This window comes from Streptomyces changanensis, assembly GCF_024600715.1.
GTDB classification, from domain to species: domain Bacteria; phylum Actinomycetota; class Actinomycetes; order Streptomycetales; family Streptomycetaceae; genus Streptomyces; species Streptomyces changanensis.
Genome location: NZ_CP102332.1, coordinates 288,275 through 315,154, shown reverse-complemented (window position 1 = coordinate 315,154; position 26,880 = coordinate 288,275). Strand labels below are relative to the sequence as shown.

The 26,880-nt window shown below is 75.4% G+C and carries 20 protein-coding genes; 7 read left to right on the top strand and 13 right to left on the bottom strand.

Going from position 1 to position 26,880, the window contains the following annotated elements; all coding sequences use genetic code 11:
* Positions 1-2 precede the first annotated feature (2 nt).
* Together NRO40_RS01400 and paaK are read right to left on the bottom strand one after the other, a co-directional pair.
* Positions 3-2,423, bottom strand: coding sequence for a penicillin acylase family protein (locus NRO40_RS01400; protein ID WP_058940725.1), 2,421 nt, complete (start codon positions 2,421-2,423; stop codon positions 3-5).
* Positions 2,424-2,473: 50 nt separating this feature from the next.
* On the bottom strand, positions 2,474-3,769 hold the full coding sequence (gene paaK, locus NRO40_RS01395; protein WP_058940726.1) for a phenylacetate--CoA ligase PaaK: 1,296 nt from the start codon (positions 3,767-3,769) through the stop codon (positions 2,474-2,476).
* 563 nt (positions 3,770-4,332) lie between these two features.
* On the opposite strand from paaK, the gene NRO40_RS01390 reads away from it, so the two are divergent.
* Both NRO40_RS01390 and NRO40_RS01385 read left to right on the top strand, forming a co-directional pair.
* Positions 4,333-4,833 (top strand): hypothetical protein, encoded by a 501-nt coding sequence (locus NRO40_RS01390; protein WP_058940799.1) that lies wholly within the window; start codon positions 4,333-4,335, stop codon positions 4,831-4,833.
* A gap of 20 nt (positions 4,834-4,853) precedes the next feature.
* Entirely contained in the window at positions 4,854-5,252 is a 399-nt protein-coding gene (locus NRO40_RS01385) for an RNA-binding S4 domain-containing protein (protein WP_058940727.1), read from the top strand.
* 206 nt (positions 5,253-5,458) lie between these two features.
* Here the strand turns inward: NRO40_RS01385 and NRO40_RS01380 are convergent, their stop codons facing one another.
* Positions 5,459-7,678, bottom strand: coding sequence for a terpene synthase family protein (locus tag NRO40_RS01380; protein WP_058940728.1), 2,220 nt, complete (start codon positions 7,676-7,678; stop codon positions 5,459-5,461).
* Positions 7,679-7,961: 283 nt separating this feature from the next.
* On the bottom strand, positions 7,962-9,077 hold the full coding sequence (locus NRO40_RS01375) for an aminoglycoside phosphotransferase family protein (RefSeq protein WP_058940729.1): 1,116 nt from the start codon (positions 9,075-9,077) through the stop codon (positions 7,962-7,964).
* 231 nt (positions 9,078-9,308) lie between these two features.
* Here NRO40_RS01375 and NRO40_RS01370 point away from each other — a divergent pair, with 231 nt between their 5' ends.
* Entirely contained in the window at positions 9,309-10,805 is a 1,497-nt protein-coding gene (locus tag NRO40_RS01370; RefSeq protein WP_058940730.1) for a DNA-binding protein NsdB, read from the top strand.
* A gap of 105 nt (positions 10,806-10,910) precedes the next feature.
* On the opposite strand, the gene NRO40_RS01365 is transcribed toward NRO40_RS01370, so the two are convergent.
* Positions 10,911-12,380, bottom strand: coding sequence for a PP2C family protein-serine/threonine phosphatase (locus tag NRO40_RS01365; RefSeq protein ID WP_058940731.1), 1,470 nt, complete (start codon positions 12,378-12,380; stop codon positions 10,911-10,913).
* A 313-nt stretch (positions 12,381-12,693) separates the two neighbouring features.
* On the opposite strand from NRO40_RS01365, the gene NRO40_RS01360 reads away from it, so the two are divergent.
* Entirely contained in the window at positions 12,694-13,728 is a 1,035-nt protein-coding gene (locus tag NRO40_RS01360) for an NAD-dependent epimerase/dehydratase family protein (protein ID WP_058940732.1), read from the top strand.
* A 159-nt stretch (positions 13,729-13,887) separates the two neighbouring features.
* On the opposite strand, the gene NRO40_RS01355 is transcribed toward NRO40_RS01360, so the two are convergent.
* Entirely contained in the window at positions 13,888-14,697 is an 810-nt protein-coding gene (locus NRO40_RS01355) for a VOC family protein (RefSeq protein ID WP_058940733.1), read from the bottom strand.
* A gap of 222 nt (positions 14,698-14,919) precedes the next feature.
* Between NRO40_RS01355 and NRO40_RS01350 the strand changes: the two genes are divergently transcribed.
* Complete coding sequence (locus NRO40_RS01350; protein ID WP_058940734.1) at positions 14,920-16,419, top strand: DUF6056 family protein; 1,500 nt, start codon at positions 14,920-14,922, stop codon at positions 16,417-16,419.
* 66 nt (positions 16,420-16,485) lie between these two features.
* Here NRO40_RS01350 and NRO40_RS01345 read toward each other — a convergent pair whose 3' ends face one another.
* The 3 genes from NRO40_RS01345 to NRO40_RS01335 form a co-directional block, all read right to left on the bottom strand.
* Entirely contained in the window at positions 16,486-17,460 is a 975-nt protein-coding gene (locus NRO40_RS01345; protein ID WP_058940735.1) for a glycosyltransferase family 2 protein, read from the bottom strand.
* Between the two features lie 304 nt (positions 17,461-17,764).
* Positions 17,765-17,974, bottom strand: a complete 210-nt coding sequence (locus tag NRO40_RS01340; protein ID WP_058940736.1) for a hypothetical protein — start codon at positions 17,972-17,974, stop codon at positions 17,765-17,767.
* Positions 17,975-18,328: 354 nt separating this feature from the next.
* Entirely contained in the window at positions 18,329-18,598 is a 270-nt protein-coding gene (locus NRO40_RS01335) for a hypothetical protein (RefSeq protein ID WP_058940737.1), read from the bottom strand.
* Positions 18,599-18,810: 212 nt separating this feature from the next.
* On the opposite strand from NRO40_RS01335, the gene NRO40_RS01330 reads away from it, so the two are divergent.
* Positions 18,811-19,644, top strand: coding sequence for a lytic polysaccharide monooxygenase auxiliary activity family 9 protein (locus NRO40_RS01330; RefSeq protein WP_079046828.1), 834 nt, complete (start codon positions 18,811-18,813; stop codon positions 19,642-19,644).
* Between the two features lie 100 nt (positions 19,645-19,744).
* Here the strand turns inward: NRO40_RS01330 and NRO40_RS01325 are convergent, their stop codons facing one another.
* On the bottom strand, positions 19,745-20,521 hold the full coding sequence (locus tag NRO40_RS01325) for an NIPSNAP family protein (protein WP_306674850.1): 777 nt from the start codon (positions 20,519-20,521) through the stop codon (positions 19,745-19,747).
* Between the two features lie 89 nt (positions 20,522-20,610).
* On the opposite strand from NRO40_RS01325, the gene NRO40_RS01320 reads away from it, so the two are divergent.
* Positions 20,611-21,672: a helix-turn-helix transcriptional regulator gene (locus NRO40_RS01320; RefSeq protein ID WP_079046829.1), complete on the top strand. Its 1,062-nt coding sequence runs from the start codon at positions 20,611-20,613 to the stop codon at positions 21,670-21,672.
* Positions 21,673-21,679: 7 nt separating this feature from the next.
* On the opposite strand, the gene NRO40_RS01315 is transcribed toward NRO40_RS01320, so the two are convergent.
* From NRO40_RS01315 to NRO40_RS01305, 3 genes are all read right to left on the bottom strand, one after another.
* Positions 21,680-24,133: a SpoIIE family protein phosphatase gene (locus NRO40_RS01315; RefSeq protein WP_058940801.1), complete on the bottom strand. Its 2,454-nt coding sequence runs from the start codon at positions 24,131-24,133 to the stop codon at positions 21,680-21,682.
* A 111-nt stretch (positions 24,134-24,244) separates the two neighbouring features.
* Positions 24,245-25,039, bottom strand: a complete 795-nt coding sequence (locus NRO40_RS01310) for a VOC family protein (protein WP_058940738.1) — start codon at positions 25,037-25,039, stop codon at positions 24,245-24,247.
* Positions 25,040-25,163: 124 nt separating this feature from the next.
* A complete protein-coding gene (locus NRO40_RS01305) occupies positions 25,164-26,843 on the bottom strand; it encodes an FAD-binding oxidoreductase (RefSeq protein WP_079046830.1) in 1,680 nt (559 codons plus the stop codon).
* Positions 26,844-26,880: the final 37 nt, after the last annotated feature.

The following is a 26,880-nucleotide window of genomic DNA, read 5'->3' as shown; positions in this document are numbered from 1 at the left end:
GGTCACTGCGCCACCCGCACCACCCGCAGTGCGGGGTCGCTGAGGATGTCCCGCTCGCAGAACCGCGCGGTCACCCACCGCTCCTGGGAGTACAGCCGCGTCTGGTCGGCGTGGTGCGGTGAGCCGGGGTCCGACGACTGCGCGTACGACAGCAGCGTCCGCGCCACCGGGCAGCGGCTGTCGTCCCAGCCCACCGCCTGGACGTGGCTCGTACCGTGCTGCACCTCGGTGTAGGCGCCGCGCGCGGCGTCCCACACGGGCACCGTCATGTTCCACACGCCCGTCCCCGTACCGCCGTGCACCGGGATCCGCTCCCCGCCGCGCACCACGTACTGGTGCTCGCCGAGGGGCGCGTCGAACGGGATGCCCGCCGCCCGCACCTCGGTGACCGCGCCCCGCAGCGCCGTGGCGAAGCCGGGGGCCGCGGTGTTCAGCGACCGGGGCGTGCCCACGGGGTCGGCAGCGGAGAACGGCACCTTCCAACGGTCGGGCCCCGGGACCTCCCGCTGCAGGCGCAGCCAGAACCGGTCGAAGAGCAGCGCGCCCCTGCTCGTGGTGTCCACCCGGCGGTCCCAGCGGGCGAGGGCCCCGCACGCCGCGGGCTCGTCCGGCAGGGCCGCCGGGCACGCCCGTACGACGTCGTCGGCCGTGAGGTCGGCGGCCGGCACCCGGTTGGCGAACTGCTGGCGCTGGAGGTCGGCCACCGTCAGCCCGCCCCGGTCCGCCATCGCCGCGACGTCCTCGATCGCGCCGCGCGTGCGCAGCGACCGCTCCGTCCCGATGTCGCCGAAGACCCGCTCGTACCGGGTGAACGGCCGGTCCGCGTTGGCCAGCCAGGCGCTGTCGTTGGAGTTCTCGGCGTACGCCGCGTCCCTCAGCACCGGCCAGCGGGACGGGCCCATGATGCCCGGCTGGACCGCGTCCCGGTCCCTGCCGAGGGCGCATGCGCCGCGCGACCCGTCGAGCACGGCGATGCCCGCCGCCGGGTAGAGGGCCCGCCCGAGCGGCGTCGAGCAGCGTTCGGCCAGTTCGTCGGTGATCCGGGGCAGCACCTGGGCCTGCGCGAACAGCGTGCCGCCGTTCCGGTCGGACGCCACGGTGTTGACCCACGGCAGGCCCTGCGTGCGGCGCAGCGCCCGCTCGACGTCCCGCGTGGAGCGGGCCTTGGCCAGGCCGAGCGAGGTGTCGGCCATGCGGAGGTTCTCGGCGTTGGGGTCGTGCAGCGCGTACGCGGTGGTCGCCGTCCACGGCAGCGGGTCGCCGGCGAAGGCCGTGACGACCGGCCCGTACCGGGTCCACCACTGCGTGCGCGTCACCGGATCACCGCTCGCGACGGGCACCGTGACGGTGCGGCGCACCATTCGCTCCGACCGGCCGTCCACCACGTACGCCGTGGGGTCGGCGGGGTCGAGGGACAGCTGGTGGAGGTTGAAGGTGCGACCGGTCGCCACGGTGTGGCTCCACGCCACCTTGTCGCTGAAGCCGATCTGCACCAGCGGCGCGCCGAGCAGGGAGGCGCCCTGGACGTTCAGCTCGCCCGGGATCGTCTGCTGCGACTGCCAGAACCGCCGCCCGCCGTGCCAGGGGTAGTGCGGGTTGCCCAGCAGCAGGCCCCGGCCGTTCGCCGTGGTGCCGCCGGCGAACGCGACGGCGTTGGAGCCCATCGTCGCGGTCCGCTCGTCGAACATCCCGCGGGCCGCCTCGGCGAGGCGCCGCGCGTCGGGCGCCGGGCCCGCGGCCGGGCCCGCGGCGGGCGGGGCGGCGGCCGTGATGGCCTCCACGGCGGCTCCCTGGCCGCCGAGCACCGCGAGCGCGTAGCTCCGCCGTGCGACGTCCAGCGGGGTCACCGGGCGGACCCACGGCTTGCCCGCGCACGCCGGGTCGGTCACCCGGTTCTTCGCCAGCCAGGCGTTGTACCCGGCCGCCCAGCCCCGCATCAGCTCCTTTTGCGTCCGGCTCGGACCGGCCGGCGCGGGCCGCGCCAGGAGCCGTTCGACGGTGCGCGCTTCCCGTACCCCGGTGAAGTACAGGTCACTGGAGAGGTTGCGGCGGGCCGACGACAGCGATCCGTCCGGTACGGCGTCCGGCCCGAAGTACCGCGACCGCTCACCCCGCACGGTGACGAACCCGTCGGCGAGGACGCACGCCTGGTCGGCGGCCTGCGCCCAGCCCGTGCCGAAGCCGAGCCCGGCGTAGTCCCGGGCCAGGATGTGCGGGATGCCGTACTCGGTGTAGCGGATCGTGGCCGACAGGCCGCCCGCCGAGGGGTTCCTCCCCTCGGCGGGCGGTCCGGCCGCGGTGGCCGGAAGCGTGGTCGCGGCGGTCGCCAGTAACGCGACGGCAGCCGGCAGCAGACGTCTCAGATGGGTGCGGAGGAGCACCGTGCCTCCCAACAGAACTGCGGACGAGGTCAGTTGGTCCATGCACTCATCCGTGACGGCCCGGTGTCATCCTCCCTGGGACGGATACGCGATCAGCCTTGGGTACGGAGGTCCACGATCCGCTTGATCTTCCCCACCGAGCGCTCCAACGTCTCCGGGGCGACCACGTCCACCGTCACCGTCACTCCGACGCCCTCCTTCACCGCCGCCTCGACCTCGCGGGCGGCCTCGGCCCGCCGGGGCGGCGCCGTGCCGGGGCGGGCCTCGACCCGCACCGTCAGCGCGTCGAGCCGGCCCTCGCGCGTCAGTCGCAGCTGGAAGTGCGGCGCCAGCCCGGGGGTGCGCAGGACGACCTCCTCGATCTGCGTCGGGAAGAGGTTCACGCCCCGCAGGATCACCATGTCGTCGCTGCGGCCCGTGACCTTCTCCATCCGCCGGAACGCCGGCCGCGCCGTCCCCGGCAGCAGCCGTGTCAGGTCGCGGGTCCGGTACCTCACCAGTGGCATGGCCTCCTTGGTGAGGGAGGTGAACACCAGCTCGCCCCGCTCGCCGTCCGGCAGCACCTCACCCGTCACCGGGTCGACGACCTCGGGGTAGAAGTGGTCCTCCCACACGTGCAGCCCGTCCTTCGTCTCCACGCACTCCTGGGCGACGCCCGGCCCGATCACCTCGGACAGCCCGTATATGTCGACCGCGTCGATCGCGCACCGCTCCTCGATCTCCCGCCGCATCTCCTCGGTCCACGGTTCCGCCCCGAAGATCCCGACCTTCAGCGACGTCGAGCGCGGATCGACGCCCTGCCGCTCGAACTCGTCCAGCAGCGTCAGCATGTACGACGGCGTCACCATGATCACTTCCGGCCGGAAGTCCTGGATCAGACGCACCTGGCGGGCCGTCATCCCCCCGGACGCCGGAACCACCGTGCAGCCCAGCCGCTCGGCTCCGCCGTGCGCGCCCAGCCCGCCGGTGAACAGGCCGTACCCGTACGCCACGTGCACCACCTGCCCCGGACGGCCCCCGGCCGCGCGGATCGAGCGGGCCACCACGTCCGCCCACACGTCGAGGTCCCGCTCGGTGTAGCCGACCACCGTCGGCTGCCCGGTGGTGCCGCTCGACGCGTGGAGGCGCCGCACCCGCGACCGCTCCACCGCGAACATCCCGAACGGGTACTGGTCCCGCAGGTCCGCCTTGGTGGTGAACGGGAAGCGGGCGAGGTCCGCCGGTGACGCGCACTCCTCCGGCCGCACCCCCGCCGCGTCGAACGCCCGCCGGTAGAACGGCACGTTCTCGTACGCGTGCCGCAGGGTGGCGCGCAGCCGCTCCCGCTGCACCGCGGCGAGCTCGTCACGGCCCATCCGCTCCCCGGCGTCGCGCAGGTCCTCCACCATGTGCCGTCCTTCCTCCCGGGCAACCGACCGTTCGGTCGCCACACCTCCACCTACCCCGCCGCCCCCCGCAGCGGCAAGCCCCCGGACCCGACCAAGCCCGACGCATCCCACGCCCCGCGACCCGGACCCGACCAAGCCCGACGCATCCCACGCCCCGCGACCCGGACCCGACCAAGCCCGACGCATCCCACGCCCCGCGACCCGGACCTGATCAAGCCGTATACGACCCACGCCCCGGCGCTCCACGGCGGTCGGGAGGGGGCGTGGTGGGTCGCCCCCGCAGGGGTCGGCGGCGACAGCGGGTCCACTTCCGCGGTACCCGAGGCCGCCGACCCCGAGGAGGTGACCCGCCGCGGCCCCGACCCCACCCACTCACCTGGGGCACGACACGCGTGCCGCACCGGCCGCCCTCCCCGGCCACCGCCGGCCCCCACCCGGCCCGCACGCCGTCCCCCGAACCGGTGAACCACCCGGCGGCGACAGGCCGTCCGGGCGGTACGGCGCCCCGCCCGCGCCGCCGCCCCACCCGCCGCGCGCCGGTCCCGGCCACGTACCATGGCTCCATGTCCTTCCTCCGCCGCCGCAGCCCCGCCACACCCGCGGGCCCGGACTTCGACGTCCTGGCCATGGATCCGGGCGACTGGCCCGGGAACCTCGGCGCCGGCCTGCTGCCCGCCCCCGACGGCAGCTGCCAGGGCGTCTTCCTCCGCTACGACCTCTTCGGCGGCCGCGGCCCCGCGATGATCATCGGCAACCTCCCGGAGGGCTCCCCGGCCCGGGACATCGCCAACGGGCAGATCCCCTTCGAGGTGGCCCAGCTCCTCGCGGCCCTGGACATGGACGACCACGTCGAGGTCGCCGAGACGGAGGACGTCCCGGTGATGCAGGGCGACAACCTCCTCATCGTGCGCCGACTGAAGCTCACCGAGAGCCGGATCTCCTGCGTGCAGTTCGACCGCAGCGACAACGTCCTCGTGACCATCGCGAGCTGGGACCGCCCGATCACCGACGACCTGTACGCGCTCCTCAAGCCCCTCCCCGCGGAACTCTTCCAGCAGGGCTGACCCGACGGGGGACCGAATCCATGGCAGTGACGGACGAGGCCCAGGCGAACGCCGGCGTGCGCGTCGACAGCTGGATCTGGGCGGTACGCCTCACCAAGACCCGCTCGCAGGCGGCCACCGCCTGCCGCGCCGGCCACGTCCGGGTCAACGGCGACCGCGCCAAGCCCGCGCAGACGGTCAAGCCGGGCGACGAGGTCCGTGTGTTCCACGCCGGCCGCGAGCGCGTCGTCGAGGTCCGGCGGGCCCTCGCCAAGCGGGTGGGCGCCCCCGTGGCGGCCGAGGCGTACACCGACCGCACCCCGGCCCCACCGCCCCGTGAGCACGTCGCCCTCGCCGCCGTCCGCGAGCGGGGCGCCGGCCGCCCCACGAAGCGCGAGCGCCGCGAACTGGATCAGCTTCGCGGCGCCCGCCGCCCGTAGACGGCCCGGCAGCCCGAAGACGGCAGCCGTCCGAAGGGCAACCGGCCACCCCGTAACCGGGCCGGCCGCCCGTAGACGGCCCGCAGCCCGAAGAGGGCCCTGCCCCCGTAGACGGCCGGCCGCCGGCAGAGAACCGAGCCGCCCGTGAACGGCCCGGAAACAGCCCCGCCGCCCGTAGGCGGCCGGCCGCCCGGAACCCGCCCCGGCTAGGGGACGAGCAGCGCCGCGACGCGGGCCGCAGAGGTGCCGAGGCCCGTCGGCCCGCCCAGGGAGGGCGCCCCCGCCAGGGCCTCGGCCCGGTCCTGGAGCAGGACCTCCTCCTGGTACCGCTTGCAGTCGCGGTGCCAGGTGTGGATGCCGGCCATCCAGTTCTCCAGCTCCCGCACATACCCGTCGAGGACCGCGCGCGTCTCCCGGTCCAGCCCGAAGTCCTCGTACAGCACGGGGAACTCGTGTGCGGCGACATGCTGGAACTGCCGCATCCGGGAGTTCATCAGCTCCCCGGTCATCGCCACCGCCGTCGGGTGGTCGACGTCGAAGAACCGCTGCACGACCAGCACGCAGTTGTGGACCTCGCCCTCGAACTCGATCTCCTTCTGGTACGAGTAGAGGTCGTTCAGCAGCGTCGCGAAGTCGATCGCCGCGTTCTCCAGCGACCGCACCGGGCCGCTGAGGTAGACCTCCGGCGGCACGCGGTTGCCGTGGCCGATCCGGCACAGCGCGATCGTCATGTCGGAGCCGAAGGTGGCCCGCCGCATCTCGATGTAGTCGACCGGGTCCGGGATCCGGTGATGGGCCTGGTTGACCAGTTCCCACTCCCAGCTGTCGATCATGACGCAGACGGCGTCGCGGAACGCCGCCCGGTCCCGCTCCGCCATGGGACCGACCGTCCGCGGCCACAGGTCCGCGAGCCCCCGTTCCAGCGCGTTCGCCGGGGCCGGCACGTCGGTCGCGGCGGCGTCCAGCGGCATGAGGGACTTCAGACGGTCGTTCTGCGCCCGGGCCGAGGCCAGGTCACTGGTCCTGCCGTACACCACCGGGTACAGGTCGTCGCCGTACGTGCCCCAGGCCAGCCAGTGCGAGGCGAGGTCCAGGTCGTCGGCGCTCGCCGTCGGGTGCAGCCCGGCCGCGCACAGCGGCAGGTCGTACCCGGCGATCTTCCGCTCGTTCCAGACGCCCGACCCCGGCTGCCCCGGCTGCTCCCGCAGGAATCCCATGGCGCGGCCCCACTCCACGCACCGTCCCCGCGCGCCCTCCAGGTGCCGGTTGTGCGTCACCTGGAACGGCATCTCGACGTGCGGCAGCAGGGACGGTCCGACGCGCTGGAAGGGCACGTGGGAGAAGCCGCGCCACCGCGCGGCCTCCGCGCGCGGCGTCAGCCGGATCGACGCGGCCGCCATGCCGAAGGCGCCGCCGCCCGGGTCGGCGCCGACGGCCCCCTCGTTCATGTACCGGCTGGAGCGCATGTGCCACTCGTGGCCGCCGGACTGCCAGTCCTGGAGCCCCTTCGCGTACGCCAGCACCGCCGCCGTCTCCCGCGGGTCGAGCCCCTTCTCGGCGCACAGCGGGGCGACCTCGGTGAGCGCCGTGTGCTCGAACTGCTGGAGCCGCGACGTCAGCAGGTCGTTGACGGCGTCCGCCGCCTCCTGCGTCGAGCAGCCGAGGAACCGTTCGAGCACCAGCACGCCGTTGCTGTTCTCGCCCTCGTCCTCCACCTCGCGCTGGTACGAGAACAGGTCGTTGCGCAGGTGCACGGCGTCGGAGAAGGCGTCCCGCAGCACCCGCAGGGGCCGCGACTCCGCCACGGAGGCCGGCACCTCGGCCCCCGCCGCGTACTCGACCAGCCCCGCCGACCAGGGGGCGCCCCCCACCTTGCGGCGCATCTCGATGTACTCGACGGGGTTGGCGATCCGCCCCTCGTCGATGTTCGACAGCTCCCACAGGGACTCGTTGAGGAGGTTCTCGGTCGCCACCGCGAACCGCTCCCGCCACGCCGACGACATCGCCGGCACCGTCCGGGCCCACAGATCGACGAGGCCCGCCTCGACCGGGTTCTCCGGCTCCGGCACCGGCGCCGACGGGTCCGTCGGCATGAACGCCGGCAGCCGATCCAGGTACGCCTTGCCGCCCGCGCGGTCCAGGGTCCGCTTGAACGTCTCCAGGAAGTGGTCGTCGAAGAAGAACACCCACACGTACCAGTCCGTGACCAGCGACAACGCCTCCGCGTCACAGTCCGGGTGGGTGTACGCGCACAGCAGCGCGTAGTCGTGGGAGTCCAGGTCGTCCTGGTCCCAGATCCCGGATCCCTCCAGCATTCCCATGTGGCGGGCCCACTCCCGGGTGTGCACGCGGGCCGCGTCCACATGGGGGTTGAGGCGTGCCGGGTACGGCACGTAGAACTCCGGGAGTGCGAACGGCTGTGCCATGCGTGTCATGCCTTTCGATGAACGTAGCCCTACCGCGCGAGCCCCTACCCGTGGCACGGGAGACCCACGCGAAACGCGCGTCAGTCGTATGAACGCCGGCATCGGGGTGGAGGTCACGATCCGCCCGGGGGCCGGCGCGGGCCCGCGGAACGCCGCCGCCCCGCAGGACACGCCTCCCCTCCGCTCTCCTCCGCCCGGGATCGGCGTCCGCGCACGACGGCGCGCCGTGCGCCCGGTGGTGGGGGTCACCGGGCGCACGGCGCGCCATCCGCGCGGTGCGGTCTCAGCGTGTGCCGACCGCCGCCCGCACGGCCCGCCGCGCCAGCGCGCAGTCGTCGTGCAGCCGTCGCAGCAGCAGCCGCTGTTCCTCCCCGGGGGACACCGCCCCGGGCTGGATCGGGATCGAGCCGGCCGGCGGTGCCTCCCGCATGGTGCGCTGCACCGCCGTCTCGTACGTCCGTATTTCCCGCGTCAGCACGAGCATCAGGTTCACCAGGAACGCGTCACGCGCCGCGGGCCCGGCCGCCTGGGCGTGCTGGCTGATCTGCCGCCGCGCCACCGGCGCGTCACCGAGCACGGCCCACAGGGTCGCCAGGTCGTACCCCGGCAGGTACCAGCCCGCGTGCTCCCAGTCGACGAGCACGGGGCCGGCCGGCGACAGCAGCATGTTCGACAGCAGCGCGTCGCCGTGGCAGAACTGGCCCATGCCCTGCCGGCCGCCGGCCTGCGCCAGGCCGTGGAGCAGTTTCTGCAGGTCGTCGCGGTCCCGGTCAGTGAAGAGCCCCAGCTCGTGGTAGCGCGAGATCCGCGACGCGTAGTCGAGGGGCGCGTCGAACGTCCCGGCCGGCGGCCGCCACGCGTTGAGCCGGGCGACCGAGCCGAGGACGGCGCGGATGTCCGCCCGCGGCGGCGCCTCGACCGGGTGGCGGCTCAGCGCCGCGGCCCGCCCGGGCATCCGCTCGATGACGAGCGTGCCGTTCTCCGGGTCCGCCGCGATCAGCCGGGGCACGCGCACCGGCGGACGGTGCCGCACGAAGGTCCGGTAGGCGGCGATCTCGTGCTGGAACCGCTCGACCCACACGGGGGAGTGGTCCAGCAGACACTTCGCGACCGCCGTGGCCCGACCGGTCGTGCCGACGAGCAGGACGGAGCGCCCGCTGCGCCGCATCACCTGCACCGGGTTGAACTCGGGGCAGATGCGGTGGACCGACGCGATGGCCTTCCGCAACTGGGCCCCCTGCGGACCGGACAGGTCGATCCTGCCGCTGAGCGGGCCGGTCACCGTCCCCGCCCAGCGCCTGGCCCGGCCCGCCTGGGCGGGGCCCAGGTACGGTCCGCCGCCGACCGGGACGGTGCGGGGCCGGGGCGGGGCGGACACGGAGGACGATGCTGTGTACATGGGCGAAACAGATCCCTTCGTGTGCCGACGACTGCGTACGCTGCCCCGTCCCGTCGCCGGTCGACACCCTGGGGAATGAGGGCCGTCGCCGGGACGGGGTGGCGCTTTCCTACCTGACACCCGCCCGCGGGTGGCTAACCATCTTGCGCACCCTGGCGAACCCTGGCGAATAGTCGCCACCCCCATGGCGGCGGGCTACTGTCAACTCAGCCGAGAACCTGGGGGCTTGACGTGACAGGACAACCCAACGCCCGCCTCTGCGACCTGTTCGGCCTCGCCGGCTGGTCCAAGGGCGAACTCGCGCGGCTGGTGAACCGGCAGGCGGCGGCCATGGGCCACCCGCAGCTGGCGACGGACACCTCGCGGGTGCGGCGCTGGATCGACATGGGGGAGATCCCGCGCGATCCGGTGCCGAGGGTGCTGGCGGCCCTGTTCACCGAGCGACTCGGCCGTGTCGTGACCATCGAGGACCTCGGGTTCGTACGGCACGGGCGCGCCGGGAAACGGCGGGATGTCAGGCAGACCGACAACCCTGACGAGCTGCCCTGGGCGCCCGAACGCACGGCCACGGTCCTCACCGAATTCACGGGAATGGACCTCATGCTCAACCGACGCGGCTTGGTGGGCGCGGGTGCCGCGCTCACCGCGGGCTCCGCCATCGCCAGCTCCCTGCACGACTGGCTCCGTACCGACCCCCGGAAGACCGACACCCCCGGCCACGGCCTGTCCGATCCCCTGCACGCCGACCCCGCCGGACACGACCGCTACGAGGCCGCTCCCATCGGGTGGCAGGAGATCGACGAACTGGAGACGTCCGTCGAGGTGTTCCGCGCCTGGGACGCGGCCAGGGGTGGCGGCCTCCAGCGCAAGGCCGTCGTCGGCCAGCTCAACGAGGTGGGCGGGATGCTCGCCTACCGCCACTCCGAGCCCATCCAGCGGCGCCTGTGGGGCGTCGCCGCCAACCTGGCCGTCCTGGCGGGCTGGATGTCCCACGACGTCGGCCTGGAACCGACGGCGCAGAAGTACTTCATCATCGCCGCGCACGCGGCCCGCGAGGGCGGCGACCTGCCCCGCGCGGGCGAGGCCCTGTCCCGCGCGGCCCGCCAGATGGTCCACCTCGGCCGCCCCGACGAGGCGCTGGACCTGATGCAGCTCGCCAAATCCGGTTCGGGCGAGCAGGTCCTGCCCCGCACGCAGGCGATGCTGCACACCATCGAGGCGTGGGCCCAGGCCGCCATGGGACGCGGCCAGGCCATGCGGCGCACCCTCGGCGAGGCGGAGGACCTGTTCGTCTCCGACCGGGGCGACGTCCCGCTGCCCAGCTGGATGCAGACCTTCAAGAACGAGGACCTGTACGGCATGCAGGCGCTCGCCTACCGGACGCTCGCCGAGCACGAGCCGGCCGCGGCGAAACAGGCGCAGTACTACGCCCAGAAGGCCATGGAACTGCGCGTCGACCACCGCAAACGGTCGCTCATCTTCGACCACCTGTCCATGGCCTCCGCCTGCTTCATCGCCGACGACCCGGAGCAGGCCGACCGGTACGCCCGTCTCGCCCTGTCGGCGATGGGCGCCAACTCCTCCCAGCGCACCTGGGACCGGCTGCGCGAGATGTACCGGCTCACGGCCCGGTACGCGGACTACGCCAAGATCAAGGACCTGCGGGAGCGCATCGAGGTGGCCCTGCCGAAGGACCAGGCCAGGAAGCTCGGCCCGCGCTCCGTCTAGCCGGGACGGCCACCGGCCGCTCCCGCCACTCACCCGTACGCCCCACCACACCCATCCGCACGCCGCACCACGCACGCCGTCCCCCGCGCCGGGGGCGCGACCGGCTTACGACGGGGCGCCGATCCTGGCGACCACGACGCAGGCGTCGTCCGTGCGCTCCCCGTCGCCGAACTCCTCGACCACCGCCCGCACGCACTCCTGCGCGTCGCGCGCGCGGGCGAACCGCGGGGCCAGTCCCAGCAGGCGCTCCGTGCCGGGCGCGTCCTGCCCGGGTCCGGCCGCGCCGCGGGTGAGCCCGTCCGTGTGGAGCAGCAGCACGTCACCGGGGCGCAGCCGGGCCTCGGCCTGCTCGTAGGCGGAGCCCGGCGTCGCGCCCAGCAGGACGCCCTTCGGGGCGGTCAGCGCGCACCCCGTCCCGTCGCGGAAGAGCAGCGGGGCGGGGTGTCCGGCCTGCGCCCACCGCAGCGTCCCCGTCCCCGGTGCGTAGCGGCAGCACAGGGCGCCGGCGAGCGCGGGCTGGGCCGAGGACTCCATCAGCCGGTTCAGGTGACCCAGGAGCGCCCCCGGCTCGATGCCGGCGACGGCGAGCCCCCGCAGCGCGCCGAGGAGCATGGCCATGGCGGAGGTCGCGAGGACCCCGTGGCCCGTGAGGTCGCCGACGGAGAGGAGCACGTCCCCGTCGGGGAGCTCCAGCGCGTCGTACCAGTCGCCGCCGATGCGCGTGCTGCTGCCGGAGGGGAGGTAGTGCCCGGCGAGGTCCAGCGGTGCGGGGGCGTCCCCGGCGAGCGGCAGGGGGCCGCGCCACGGCGGCAGGACCGCCTCCTGGAGCTCCACCGCCGCGCGGTGCTCTGCGTGTTCGACCTCGCGCCGGCGGCGCAGCGAGTCCCCCGACTCGCGGACGGCGCGCTCGCTGCGGCGCAGTTCGCTCACGTCCCGCAGGACGGCCCACATGGACGCCGTGCGGCCGTCGCCGTCGAGCACCGGCTCACCGACCATGTGCAGCGTGCGCACCCGACCGTCGGCCCGTACGACGCGGAACTCCCCGTCGATGGGCTTGCCGTCGACCAGGCAGCCCGTCACCAGCTGGGTGAGCCGCGGCTGGTCCTCGGCGAAGACCACCGACGGCAGCTCGTCGAGCGACATCGGGCCCGCCGCGGGCGGGCGCCCGAAGATGGCGAACAGCTCGTCGGACCACCTGACCTCGTCCGTGAGGAGGTTCCACTCGGCGCTGCCGACACGGCTCAGGAGGGAGCCGGTGGCCGCCTCCCCCGACGGGCGGCCGTCCCGGGCGCTCGCCCCCGAGCCGCGGGCCGCCACGCCGTGGGGCGTCAGGTGCTCGGGAACGCCGTCCCGGAGCTGGCCGAGGTGGGCCCGCAGGTCGTCGAGCTGGTGGACGGCCAGGTCGCACAGGGCGCGCCGCCAGCGGAGCCGGGGGTCGTCCTCGTCGGCCCCGGCGTCCCGCCGCACGGCGTCCACCTCGCCGCGCAGACGGCGCGTCTGCGAGATGAGGGCGTCCACCGCGCCGCGCCGCGGCGGCTGCGGGCTGGGACGGTCCGCGAAGAGGGGGGACGGCATCTGGTACTCCGATACGGGCGCGGTGGCCGGGGCCTGGAGAGCAAGGACCGGCTATCGACTCTGACACAGCTCAGGACCGGTCGTAAGGGATTTCGCCACACTCGATCCGGTGGTGCTCATGGCATATGCCTGCGGCCGACGGGCTTCCGGCCACGCTGGCCGGATCCCTGGTGACGCACGCGCCGGACCGGCGCTCCACGGCCCGGCCGCGACCCGCGGTGCCACCGGAGGTGAACCGGCGCGAACCGGGTACTCGGCACCCCCGGGGCGCGCGTCCGCGTGCCCCGGCGGAGCAGGACGGAGGGACGCAGCCGTGACCGCACCCCAGGGCAAGAGGATCGTCGTCACCGGTGCCACCGGGAACGTCGGGACGAGCGTCGTCACCGCGCTCACCGCGGACGACCGGGTCGCGTCCGTCCTCGGGCTCGCCCGCCGGCGCCCCGACTGGTCACCGCCCCGCACCGAGTGGGCGCGGGCCGACATCGAGAAGGACGGCGACCGGGAGTTCGCCGAGCTCCTCGCCGGCGCCGACGCCGTGGTCCATCTGGCCTGGGCGTTCCAGCCCACCCACGACCCGCTGGCGACCTGGCGCACCAACGTCCTGGGCGGCATGCGCGTCTTCCGCGCGGTGGCCGAGGCGGGCGTGCCCGCGCTGGTGTACGCCTCGTCCGTCGGGGCCTACTCGCCGGGGCCGAAGGACCGGTACGTCGACGAGTCCTGGCCCACCCACGGCTGGCCGGAGGCCGCGTACAGCCGCGAGAAGGCGTACCTGGAGCGCGTGCTGGACGGCTTCGAGGCGCGCCACCCGGAGGTCCGCGTGGTCCGCCTCCGCCCCGCCTTCCTCTTCAAGGAGGCGGCCGCCCTCGAACAGCTGCGCATCTTCGCGGGGCCCTGGGTGCCCGGCCGCCTCGCGAGCCCCCGGTTCCTGCCGGTCGTGCCCGACATCGAGGGCCTGCGCTTCCAGGCCCTGCACACCGACGACGCCGCCGACGCCTACCGCCGCGCGGCCCTCGACGACGACGCCCGCGGCGCGTACAACCTCGCGGCGGAGCCCCCCGTCGGCCCGGAGGAGCTCGCCGCCCTCCTCGACGCCCGCGTGGTCCGCCTGCCGCGCCCCGCCGTCCGCGCCGCGCTGAGCGCCGCCTGGCGGCTGCGCCTGGCGCGGTCCTCGCCGCAGCTGTTCGACGCCTTCCTGCGGCTGCCGCTCATGGACGCCTCCCGCGCCCGCGACGAGCTGGGCTGGCGGCCCCGGTACACCGCCCTGGAAGCGGTCGGGGAACTGCTCCGGGGCCTGCGCGGAGGGGCCGGCATGCCGACCGCGCCCCTGCACGGCCGCGGGGGTCGCTGACCGCCCGGCCCCGCGCCCCGGCGGACGCGCCAAGCCGGAGTCTTCGCCCCGGCGGACCCGCGAGGCCGGCCCCTCGCCCGGCGGCGCGCCGGCCGCCGGGGAGAAACCGCGGGGTCACCGGCGGTCGGCCGTCAGCCGTCAGCCGTCAGCCGTCAGCCGTCAGCCGTCGGCCGCCGCGGCGTCCGTCAGGGTGAACAGCCCGCCGTCCGGGTCGCGCAGGGTCGCCTGCACCCCGGGCTCGTGGGTGATCACCGTGCCGCCGTGCCGCAGCGCGACCGTGACGCCCCGCTCCACGTCCGAGACGGGGAAGTGCACCTGCCAGCGCGGCCGGATGGCCGGGTCGGGGGCCTCGCCCAGCGCGCCGGACGACAGCCGCGCCACCGCCCGGTCGCCACTGCGCAGCACGACCTCGTCGCCGACGTACTCCACGTCACAGCAGCCGGGCCGCCCGCACGCCCAGTCGAGGATCTCCCCGTAGAAGATCGCCGCGTCGAACGCGTCCCGGGTGTGCAGCCGCACCCACGCGGGCGCCGTCGACCGCCACGCCTCCCACCCGGTGGGCAGCTCGCCCTCCCAGATGCCGAACACCGCCCCGTCGCGGTCCGCGGCCAGCGCCCCGCGGCCCAGGACGAACGCGACCGGACCGACCGCGACCGTCGCGCTGCGCTCCCGGATGCGTGCCGCGGTCTCGTCCGCGTCCCGCACGGCGAAGTACGGCGTCCACGCCACCGCCACGTGGAAGGCGGACGCCAGCGCGCCGATCCCGGCGACGGCCCGGCCGCCGGAGAGCGCGACGCTGAACCCCTCGCCGAGCCGCGCGGGGCGGAACTCCCACCCCATGACGGCCCCGTAGAAGTCGTGCGCCGCGCGCAGGTCCCGGGTCATGAGCGTGACCCAGCACGGCGCGCCGTAGACCGTGCTGCTGGATGTCGCCGCCTCTGTCGCGGCAGGTGTGGGTTCTGTCGTCATGTGCTGCCAACCGTCCCGGTGTCGCCTCGCGCGTCGCGCCCGCACTCCATCCTTCCACCGTTTACACGCCGAATGCCCCTTTCGCCTCCTTTCATCGCACCGACGCACCGACGCACCGACGCACCGACGACGCGGCGTGCCGCGCCATGGACGGAACGGGAGCGCGGCGAATGCCCTCTACGGTGGCGGATCAGTGTTTCCCCCCGAAAGGCAGTGGTGAGAATGGCCGTCGGCGCGCCCCGCGTCACCGACCGCGACGACGAGGACACGGGGCGGGGGGACGGCCCGCCGCCCACCGGGCGCACGGTGCCCGCGGCGCTCCTCGCCCTCGCGGCCCTGCCCCTGGGGCTGCTGGTGATGGCCTCCGTCCTCGGCCGCCACGTGCGCCCCGGAGCGGACGAGTGGTGCTTCCTGCCCGTGGTCCGCGACCACGGCATCGCCGGCCTCGTCGAACAGTTCTACGTCACCGACAACGGCCGCCTCGCCAACGGCCTGCTCGTCGGCCTCTACGCGAAGTTCCCCGTGGCGGGGCACCAGTGGTACGGCCCCGTCAGCGGCGCCCTGATGCTCGGCCTGCTGTGGGCGCTCACCGCCCTGCTCCTGCGCCGCGCCGGGCTCGCCGCCCCGCGCGGCACGGCGCTCGCGGTGGCCGGGATGACCACCGCGGTGTTCCTCTTCGCGACCCCCAACACGTACAAGACCTTCTACTGGCCCGCCGCCTCCGTCTCGCACACCCTCGCCCCGGTCCTGGCCGCCGCGGCCGCCCTGCCGCTGCTGCGCGCCCGGGGCCGCCGCGGCCGGATCGCGGCGCTCGTGACCGTCCTCCTCGCGGGGGTCTTCATGGGCACCCTGTCGGAGGAGGCCTCGGTCGTCGCCCTCGTCGTCCTCGCAGCCGCCACCGTCCTCGCCCCCCTCGTCCTCGTCGAGCGCGTCCGGCGCCCGTTCCGCGTCTGGGCGCTGACCGGAATGGCGGGCGTGGCGGTCGGCACGCTGCTGCTGGTCACCTCGCCCGGGTCGCGCAACCGCAGGGAGCGCTACGACGCCGAGACCGTCTCCATGCTCGCCCCCGACTCCCTCGTCACCTCGCTGAAGCTGTTCGCCCGGATCGCGGAGACCGTCCTGACGACCTGGCAGTACGCGGGGGCCGTCGCCGCGGGCGTCCTGCTGGGGCTGCTCGTGCGGCGCCGCCCGGACGCGGGCCCCGCCGTCCTGCTGCCCTGGCGGCCGGTGCGGCTGCTCTCCCTCGGCGCCCTGGTCGTCCTCGTCTGCGGATACCTGTGCACCGTGATCACCTACCCGGTCTTCGGCACCCGGGTCCTCACCACGGAGCGCACCTGGAACGACTACCTGCTGCTGTACGTGCTGCTGCTCGTCGCCGCGGGCGCCGCCCTGGGCCGGTCCGTGCGCCGCGCGCGGCGGCCCGTGGTCCTCGCCGCCGCGGCCGCGTCGGCCGCCGTGTGCGCCGCGACCGTCCTGGGGCTGGCCGTGCCGCTGCACCACCTCGGCGACGACATGCGGGCGCGCGCCGAGCGCTGGGACCGGCAGGACCGCCACCTGCGGGAACAGGCCGCGAGCGGCGCCCGGACCGTCCCGTACACCCCCAACTCCGTCGCCCGGATGCTGGAGCCGTTCGGCGCGGGCGGCAAGAAGCGGTGGCCGGCGGGGTGCGTCGCCGACTACTACCACCTCGACCGGGTCACCTACGGCGGGCCGACCCCGTAGGCCCCGTCCGGGAAGACCCGGCGGGCCGGCGGCGTCCGGCGGTCCCCCGGGGAGCGGACCGCCCGGTCAGGGGCGGCCCGCCCGGGCCGTGGACCGGCCGGCCCCCGCCCGGCGCCCGGCGTCCCGCTCGGTCTCCCGCACCACGTAGTGCGGCCGCCGTTTGGACTCGTGGTAGATCCGCCCGACGTACTCGCCGATCACGCCGAGCGTCGCCAGCTGTACCCCGCTCAGCCCCACGATGGCCGTGATCAGCGTCGCGTAGCCGGGGGTGTCGACCCCGTCCAGCAGCGCGTTCGCCACGATCCACAGGGCGTAGGCGAACGCCGACAGGAACAGCCACAGCCCGGTGTGGATGGCCAGCCGCAGCGGCCGGCTGTTGAACGACAGCAGCCCGTCGATGCCGTAGTTCAGCAGCCGTCTGCCGCCCCACTTGGACGCTCCGGCGGCCCGCTCCACGTTCTCGTAGCGGAAGCTCACGGTGTCGAAGCCGATCCACGAGAACAGACCCTTGGAGAAGCGGTTGCTCTCCGGGAGGGTCAGGACCGCCTCGACGGCGCGGCGCGACAGGAGCCGGAAGTCACCGGCGCCGTCGACGACCTCGACGTCCATGAACCGCCGCACCAGGCGGTAGTACGTCCGGCTGAACGCCTTGCGGACCGCGCCCTCACCGGACCGGTCCCGCTGGGCCACCACCTGGTCGTAGCCGTGCTGGTGCAGCTCCAGCATGCGGGGCAGCAGCTCCGGCGGGTGCTGGAGGTCGGCGTCCATCAGCACCACGGCGGCGCCCCGCGCCATCCGCATCCCGGCGAGCATCGCCGCCTCCTTGCCGAAGTTCCGGCTGAAGGACGTGTAGCGGACGCGCACGTCGGCGCGGGCCAGTTCCCGCAGCCGGTCGACGGTCGCGTCGCGGCTGCCATCGTCCACGTAGCAGAGCTCGAAGTCCGCCCCCGTCGGCTCCAGCGCGGCCAGCACCGTCTCGTGGAAGACGTCGATCACCTCGCTTTCGTCGAAACACGGAACGACGACCGAGATCTCCACCATTGCTGACCCACTCCATGCACGCCGATGCGGGACGCCCCTCCGGTACCCGCCGCACGGGGAAGATGCGGGCCGGGCCGCCGAGGTTGCCTTCACCTCGCTACCAGCGCCGCACACCCGCGCGCCCGCCACCACCCGGGTCACCCACCCGGGTGCCCCCCGCACGGTTGCGCGTGTGGTCGGGCTGCCCCGCGCGTACGCGAACGGCCCCGGCCCCCCATCAGGGGGACCGGGGCCGGGTATCGGCGCTCACGGTGTCCGCGCGGAAGGCGGCGGGATCATCCGCCGGCCGCCCGCGCGGCCCTCCTCACCGCAGCGCCCGCAGGAGGGCGCGAGCCGGCTCCGCGGTGCGGAGCGGGGTCTCGGCCTCGTCGGTACCGGTGTTGCCGTAGGACTGCTCGGAGTGGTTGCCGAGCTGCGTGCTCACCCGGTCGTCGCCCACGGCGGAGGCCGCCGGCGCCCAGGCGCCCACGGCGACCGCGGCGAGACCGGCCGTGGCCAGCACCTTCTTGATCATGGTTCATCCTTCGTGTCGGGGACCCGGTCCCCGGGTCCCCCTGCCCAACCGGCGACCGGGCCGCACGGCACGCGGAGAACCGCGTGCCGACCCGGCATTCACCCGTTCGCCGCCCTCCGTCGCCGCGGGGAGGCCCCGGGGGAGGGGCCCGGCGGACGCCGGCCGGCGGGACGGGTGCGTGTCCCGCTGGGATGACCGCCAGTGAAGCGCGCGCCGCCCGCACCGGGAAAGAGGGAAACCCCTGGCCCACCCCTACACCCCCCTCGCCGCCGCGTACGACGGGTCCGGTCGGGTGCCGGCGGGCTCGGCCGACGGTCCGCGGGCGGGCCGGTCCCGGGCGCCCGCGGCGGGCGGTCAGCCGAGGGGGAGGGCGGGCAGGGCGCCGGTCGGCAGGCCGCCGAGGAGCCCGCCGCCGATCGGCAGCCCGGCCGGCTTGCCCGTGTGGGCGCCCTCGCCCTGCGCGGGGCTGCCCAGGAGGCCGGTGGTGTTGAGGTTGGACACCACCGGCGCGCCGACCGACGCGGGCGGCGCCTCGGCGGCCGCGGCGGGGACGGCGGCGGCCATTCCCGCACCGGCGATGCCGGCGCAGACCGTGAGGAGGCGGGTGCCGGTACGGATGCTCATGTGTCGCTCCAGATGTGAGGTACGCGCGGTACGTGAGATACGTGAAGTACGGGCTGGATGGGTGGTCTTCCAGCCGTGATGTGCAACGACCGGCGGGAGGCGACGACACGGTCCGAGTGCCGCACCACCCCTTGAACTTGGTCTAGTCCAATGCGAAGCTGCTTGTGAGCCGCCCCACTTGTGTCCCCCGGGGAAAAGAAGGGACCCCCCACATGACAGCGAGAACGTTCACCCGCCTGGCGGCGGTAGCGGCCACGGTGCCGCTGCTCGTCGTCCTGACCCCCACTCAGGCGAGCGCCCACGGCACCATGTACGGCCCGGTCAGCCGGGTCGCGACGTGCTACGCCGAGGGCCCGGAGCACCCGGACACCCAGGTCTGCAAGGACCTCGTCGCGACGAGCGGCACCCAGCCGCTCTACGACTGGAACGAGGTGAACATCGCCAACGCCGACGGCCGGCACCGCCAGTTGATCCCGGACGGCAAGCTCTGCTCCGCCAACCGGGAGAAGTACAAGGCACTGGACTGGGCGCGCACCGACTGGGCCGCCACGCCGGTCTCCGCCGGCCCGCTCGCCTTCAAGTACCGCGTCACGGCCGCGCACCCCGGCACCATGACCGTCTACATCACCAAGGAGGGCTACGACCCCACGAAGCCCCTGAAGTGGTCCGACCTCGACGAGAAGCCGGTGGCCGTGGCCAACGTGGCGAGGACGGCGCCGAGCGGCTGGTACGAGTTCGGCGGGACGCTCCCCGACCGCACCGGTCGCCACCTGCTGTACAAGATCTGGCAGCGCAACGACAGCCCGGAGGCGTTCTACAGCTGCTCGGACGTCACCTACGCCAAGGCCGCGGCGGCCGCACCGCAGGCCCCCACGGAGAAGCAGATCGAGGCGGGGCTGTCCAAGTCGACCGTGAGCCACCACGGCCACGGCGGCGACCTGCCCGGCGAGCAGCAGACCGTCCTGCCCCAGACCCTGGCCAGCGTGGCCGCGGTGGGCATCACGGCCGCCTGCTTCCTCTCCACCCGCCGCCGCAGGACCGACTGACGGCGCGGCCGGCCGGCGCGTGACCCCCCGGGCCGTGCGCCGGACCGGCCGGCCCGTGCCGGCCGGTGGCTCCCCGCCACCGGCCGGCACGCGCGTGGGGTCAGCGCAGGAGCGAGCGGGCCGTCGGCCCGAGCCGCAGCACCTGGGGAGGCGCGGTCAGCTCCCTCTCCAGGGGGACGAGCACCTCCTCCCGCGCGCCCCTGTCCCCGTGCAGACGGGCCAGGTGGCGCCGCCGGGCCGCCTCGTCGGGGTACGGGGTCAGCGCGACGACGACGTTCTCCCCGGTACGGACCGGGAGCCGGGGGAAGGTGTTGGCCGCCGGCTCGGTGGCCAGCACGGCGACCGGCGCCGGGCCGGTCCGCCGCAGCGCCGGCAGCAGCCCGTCGCGGACCAGGTCGACGCCCTCGCGCCGACCGGGCGGGAAGGACCACACGACGGCCGACACCACGCCGCCCGGGTCCGGGGCGCCCACGGCCGGCCGCGGCGCCACGCGCGCGGTGAGGCCCGCCCCGGCGAGGGGCCGCAACAGCAGCACGTCGTCCGAGGACACCATCGTGGCGTTGGCCGCCGGCCCGTGCCGCGCCCAGACCGGGCCGCCGTAGAAGGCGCCCAGCCCCAGGTGCCGGCCCTCCATGTCGCGAAAGCCGCGCAGCCAGACGAACCGGTCCGGGTCGTCCAGGTCGCGGAACTGGCCGAGGACGGCCATCCCCACCTCCTCCTGGGACTCCACGAACTCCCGGTCGAAGAGCTCGACCAGCTCGTCACGCCGACCGGGCCGCAGCGTGTACTGGCGCAGCTCGACCACCGACGGGCGGCGGGGCCCCACAGCGGGCGCCGCCACGGGCGCCCCGGTGGCGGGCAGGGGGGGTTCGGGCACGGTGGTCTCCTCGTCGACGCCGGTGTGCGGCCGACGGTAGGGGAGGGGCGTGCCAGGGTCTGTCAGTGTTCCCGGGCACAATCACCGGCATGTCCGCCGGCCGTCTGCTCTCGTTGTTGCTGCTGCTCCAGTCCCGCGGCCGGGTGACGGCCCGCGGCGCGGCGAAGGAGCTGGACGTCTCCGTCCGCACCGCCTACCGCGACCTCGCCCGCCTGCGCGACGCCGGTGTCCCGCTGTACGCCGAACCGGGACCCGGTGGCGGGTACGGGCTCGTCGACGGCTACCGCACCCGGCTGACCGGCCTCAGCGAGGGCGAGGCGCGCGCCCTGTTCCTCGCCGGGCTGCCCGGCCCCGCGGTGGACCTCGGGCTCGGGGCGGAGGTCGCGGCGGCCCGCCTGAAGCTCCTCGCCGCCCTGCCGGCGGGGCACCGGCAGGAGGCGGCGAGGACCGCGGCGGTGTTCCACCTGGACGCCCCCGGCTGGTACCGCGCATCCGAACCCGCCCCGCACCTGCCGGTCCTCGTCGACGCGGTCCTCGGCCGCCGGGCGGTGGACGTGCGTTACCGGCGGTGGCGCACCCCGCGGGAGGTGAGCCGACGGCTGCGCCCCTACGGGCTGGTGCTGAAGTCGGGCACCTGGTACCTCGTGGCGGCGGGCGGCCGGGTCGCGACCTACCGGGTCGACCGGGTGCTCGACGCCGTACCGACGGGGGAGGTCTTCGACCGGCCGGGCGACTTCGACCTGGAGGCGTACTGGACGGCGTACCTGGAGGACTTCACGGCGCGCCGCCACACCGGTACGGCGACCGTGCGGTTCTCCCCGCGCGGCCGGGCGAGGCTGCCGGACAACGCCCCGCCGGAGGTGGTGCGGGCCGTCGACGCCACGGCCGTGCCCGTGGGGGAGGGCGGCTGGGTGGAGGCGGTCGTCCCGACCGAGGGCGTCGAGCACGCCTGCGGGGAACTGCTCCGGCTGGGGGCCGACGTCGAGGTCGTCGCACCCCCCGAGCTGCGCCGGGCGATGGCCGCCACGGTGCGCGCCCTCGCCCGCGCCTACGACACCGGCCCGGCCCCGGCCGACGTGGCGGATGGCACGGGGACGGGCGGCGTGGCGGACGGGGCGGGGACGGGCGACGGTCGGCGCGGTGGCCGTTGACGTACGGTCACGCGTCGGACAGGAGGGCGGCGAGGGCCTCGGCGCGCCCGTCCAGGGCCTGTTCCGTCCAGACCGTCTTGCCGTCGCGGGTGTACCGGGTACCCCAGCGGTCGGTGAGCTGGGCGACCAGGAACAGGCCGCGGCCGCCCTCGTCGGTGCTGCGCGCCCGGCGCAGGTGGGGGGCGGTCGTGCTGGCGTCCGACACCTCGCAGACGAGCGCCGAGTCCCGGATCAGCCGCAGTTGCACCGGGCCGGCCGCGTACCGGTAGGCGTTGGTGACCAGCTCGCTGACGACCAGCTCCGTCGTGAACGCGTACTCCTCCAGCCCCCACTCCGCCAGCTGGGCCGCCGTCAGCCGGCGCGCCAGCTGGGCCGCCGTCGGGTCCGTCGGCAGCGTCCACGTGGCGACGTTCCCCGGCGGCAGGACGCGGGTGCGGGCCAGCAGCACCGCCACGTCGTCGGTGGGGCGCTCCGGCAGCACGGTCCGCGTCACCCGGCCGCAGAGCGCGTCCAGGTCGGGTTCGGGAGCGTCGAGCGCCGCGTACAGCAGTCGCAGCCCCTCGTCCACGTCGTGCCGGCCCGACTCGATGAGGCCGTCCGTGTAGAGGGCGATGAGGCTGCCCTCCGGCAGTTCGAACTCCGCCGCCTCGAAGGGCAGCCCACCCAGTCCGAGCGGCGGCCCCGCCGGCAGGTCGACGAGGGCCGCCCGTCCGCGCGGGGTGACCAGGACGGGCGGCGGGTGCCCGGCCCGCGCCAGCGCGCAGCGACGCGAGATCGGGTCGTACACCGCGTACAGGCAGGTCGCGCCGACGATCTGGTCCCCGGTGACCGGGCCGGTCGCCTCCTGCTCCCGGGCGATCCGGCCGACGAGGTCGTCCAGCTGGGACAGCACCTCGTCGGGCTCCAGGTCGAGCCCGGCGAGCGTGTGCACGGCCGTGCGCAGCCGCCCCATGGTCGCCGCCGCCGGCACGCCGTGGCCCACGACGTCACCGACGACGAGCGCGACCCGGGAGCCCGACAGGGGAATCACGTCGAACCAGTCCCCGCCCACCTCCGTGGCGCCGCCCGCCGGCAGGTAGCGGTGCGCGACCTCGACCGCCGGGTGCTCCGGCACGTCCGACGGCAGGAGGCTGCGCTGCAACGACAGCGCCGCCTCGCGCTGCTGCGTGAACCGGCGCGCGTTGTCGATGGAGACGGCGGCCCGCGCGGCGAACTCCGCCGCCAGCGTCAGGTCGTCGTCCTCGAACGGCTCGGGCCGGTACGCCCGCCACAGGCTCACCACCCCCAGCAGCACTCCCCGGGCGGTGAGCGGGACCGCCATCATCGAGTGGGCGTCCGGGGCGTGCCCCGCCGCCTCCGGGGCGCCACCGGCCGCGGACGCCCCGACCACCGCCTCCCGGACAGGCCGCCGTTCGCGCAGGGAGCGCGCCTGGGTCGAACCGGGCGCGAACGCGTCCTCCCCGTCGGCCCGCCGGGCGGCCGGCGGCGGCTCGGACGTGACACAGGCCAGCGCCACCCGGCACAGCCGCCCCGAGGCGTTGCGCGCGGGCTCCCAGCCCCGCACCACCGGCTCCAGGAGGTCCACCGCCACGCAGTCGGCGAGGCCCGGCACCGCCACGCGGGCCAGCTCCTCGGCCGTCCGGGTGATGTCGAGGGTGGTGCCGATCCGCGCGCTGGCCTCGTTCAGCAGCGCGAGCCGCCGGCGGGCGAGCGCCCGGTCGGTCACGTCCTCGATGAACTGGGTGACGCCGAGCACCTCCCCGGCGGGGTCCTCCATGCGGAAGGCCGACACGGCGACGACCCGCTCCCGGCCGGGCGGATCGGTGCGCAGGCGGCAGGGCTGTTCGGTGAAGATGAGCGGACGGCCGGTCTCCAGCACCGACCGCAGCCCCCGTTCGGCGGTCAGGGCGTCGGGCGCGACCAGGAAGTCGCCCATGCGCAGGCCGCGGATGTCCTCCGCGGACGCGCCACCGAACGTGGCGATGGCGCGGTTGACCCGCAGGATCGACAGGTCGGGGCCGTGTACCGAGACCCCGATGGGGCAGCGGCGGAAGATCCCGTCGAGCAGGGAGCGGTCCGTCTCCCACTGGATGACGTCGTCCGCCGGGGCGCCCACGAGGAACCACTCCTCACCGCGCCCGGCGCGGACGATGAGCCGGGACCGGAACCCCATCCGCAGCCGCCGCCCGTCCCGGCGCCGCACCGGCAGGACGCCGAACCAGCCGCCCCCGGCGACGCACGCGCCGATCGCCGTCACGGCCGCCGTCCGGTCCGCCGCGTCCACCAGCACCTCCAGCGCCCGCCGGCCGATCACGTCCTCGGGCCGGTACCCCAGCAGTCGTTCGGCGAGGGGGCTCCAGCCGACGACCGTGCCCCGCCCGTCGAGGACGGCCGTGGCGGCGCGGTGCAGCGCGAAGGGGTCCTCCGGGCTCTCGCTGAACGTTCGCAGCGGCGTGTCCATCGCCATCACCCTCGTACGGGAGGCCGGCCGCGGCCTCCGCGGCCGGGGTCCGGCGGGCGGGGGCCCGCGGTCCGGGTGCCGGGCGGGGCCGTTCCTTCCGGCCCCACCGGCTCAGCTGGGGGAGGGCGTCAGGACGACGAAGTCCGCGCCCGCGGGGTCGAGGCAGACGGCCAGCCGCCCGACGCCCTCCGCGTCCTCGGGGCCCATCTGCACGCTGCCGCCGGCCGCCGTGACCCGGGCGACGGTGGCGTCGCAGTCCTCGCTCGCGAAGACGGGGTGCCAGTAGGGGCGGCCGCCGGTCGGCTGCAGCTGCTCCGCCGGCAGCTCCATCAGACCGCCGTGCATGCGCTCCTCCGGCAGGTCGGCCGGTGTGATCAGCGCGTACGTGCCGCCCCCGCCGGGCAGGTCCATGTCCTGCGTCCGCCAGCCGAACAGGTCGCCGTAGAACGCCTTCGCGGCGGCCGCGTCCGTCGTGTACAGCTCCACCCAGGACAGCGACCCCGGTTCGTCCACCGCGTCGAGGCCCTTGTGTGTACCGGGCTGCCAGACGGCGAACTGCCCACCCTGCGGGTCGGTGTACTGCGCCATCCGGCCCTCGCCGTCGGCCTCCATCGGCTCCACCCGCACGGAGCCGCCGGACCGGCGCACCGCCTCCGTCGTCGCGTCGGCGTCCCGCGTGCAGAAGTAGATCATCCACGCCGAACGGGCACCCTCCTCGGAGAGCGCGCCGAGCCCGGCCACCGTCTTGCCGTTCAGCTGGAAGAAGCCGTATTCGCCCGCCTCCTCCCCGAACGACCGGTACTCCCAGTCGAAGACGGACCCGTAGAACGCGGCCGCGGCGCCGACGTCGGGCGCGCCGAGGTCGAGCCAGCAGGGGGATCCGGGGACGAAGTCGGTGGTGATCACGGCGCGGTTCCTTCCGTCACGGGCGGGGGAGGGGCCGCGGGTGCGGCGGGGCCCACGGGACCAGCGTCGCACCGCCGCCCCCCACCCGCGCCCCGTGACGGACGAACCGGTGACGCCGGAGCGGTCAGAAGGAGTGCGGGTGGCGGAAGAGCCGCGCCGGGTCGTAGGCCGCCTCCACCCGCGCCAGGCGGTCGGCGTTCGCACCGTAGTAGGCCCGGCGCCAGTCGCGCAGCGCCGGGTCGGTGTAGTTCTGGTAGGCCCGGCCGCTCGCCCACGGGCGCATCGCGTCGTACGTGCCGTCCAGCCACGCCCGGTGCCGGGCGACCGTGCCCGCCGCCGCCCGGTCGGGCCACGAGACGATGTACTGCGCCAGGAAGAGCGCGTCCCGGTGGACGAACGCCGTGTCACCCGGCCGGACCCGGTTCACCGCGCCGCCCATGGCGTCCAGGGCCACGCTGCCCGCCCCGCCCCCGCCCAGTCGGGCCAGCCGCTCCACGCGGGCCAGGAGCGTTGCGACCCCGTCGGCCGGGACGGCCCGCGTGTAGAAGTCGGAGCGCGCCGCGTACGACTCGCGCGCCACCTTGCCCTGCGTGGTGCGGCCGGGCAGGTCGCCCTTCTGGTGGGCCTGCGCGATCGTCCACCCCGACACGCCGCCCATCACCTTCATCGCGTCCATGAAGGGCCGCGTCCGCACCGAGGACGACGAGGGCGCCGTGCCGACCGCGTCGGCGAGCCGGTCGAGCCGGTTCTCCAGGTCCGCGCGGCCCGTGAGGGCCAGGCCCCCCACCCGTACGGCACCGGGCCGCCCGCCCACCGGGGCCGACAGGTGGAGGTTGGCCCAGATCCCGTCCGGCGCGGTGGGCGCCCAGCGCTGCCACTCCCGGACCACCGCGGCCGCCCGGGCCCACGGCCAGCGGAGGAAGAACGTCGTGCACTCCGGGGCCGCGTGCGTGCGCATCCGCAGCTCCGTGACCACACCGAACCGGGCGTTGCCGCCGCCGCGCAGCGCCCAGAACAGGTCGGGGTCGTGCCGGGCGTCGACGTCCCGCACCCGCCCGTCGGCCGTGACGATCCGGGCGCCGGTCACGTTGTCGCTGGTCAGCCCGTACGCCCGACTGACCACGCCGATCCCGCCGCCCAGCGCCAGCCCCGAGACGCCCACCGTCGGGCACGAGCCGGCCGGTACGGTCCTGCCGCGGGCGGTCAGCCGGTCGTACACGTCGATCAGCTTCGCCCCCGCGCCGATCCGCGCCTCGCCCCCCGACAGTGTCACCGACGCCATCCGCTGCACGTCCACCACGAGCCCCGGCCCCGACGACCAGCCCGCGTACGAGTGGCCGCCGCTGCGCACCGCCACCGGCACCGCGTGGCGGCGGGCGAACTCCAGGCAGGACCGCACGTCCTCGGGCCGCGCGCAGTAGGCGACACCGGCCGGGCGGACGGCGTCGAAGCGCGGGTTGAACAGCGTCCGCGCGGCGTCGTAGGCGCGGTCACCCGGCCGCACCAGCGACCCGTCCAGACCCCGCGCGAGGGCCGCCCAGTCCGCGGCCCGCGCCGGCCTGCGCGCCGTGCGCACAGGCCGGCGCGCCACGCGCCCCGCCGCGGGCGCCGGGGACCCGCCCCCCGCCCCCGGCGGGACGATCCCGGCCGTGAGGAACGCCCCCGACAGGGCCGCGGCGCCCGCGCCCAGCACCCGCCGCCGGCTGCTCCCACCGCTCTCGGAGGTCACCCCACCGCTCCCCGGGGCCGTGCCACCGTCCTCCCGGCCCGTGCCGGCTGCCCCGCGCCCCCGCGTCCGCTCCATCGTCCTCGCCCCGCTGTCCCGTCGACGTCGTCTCGCC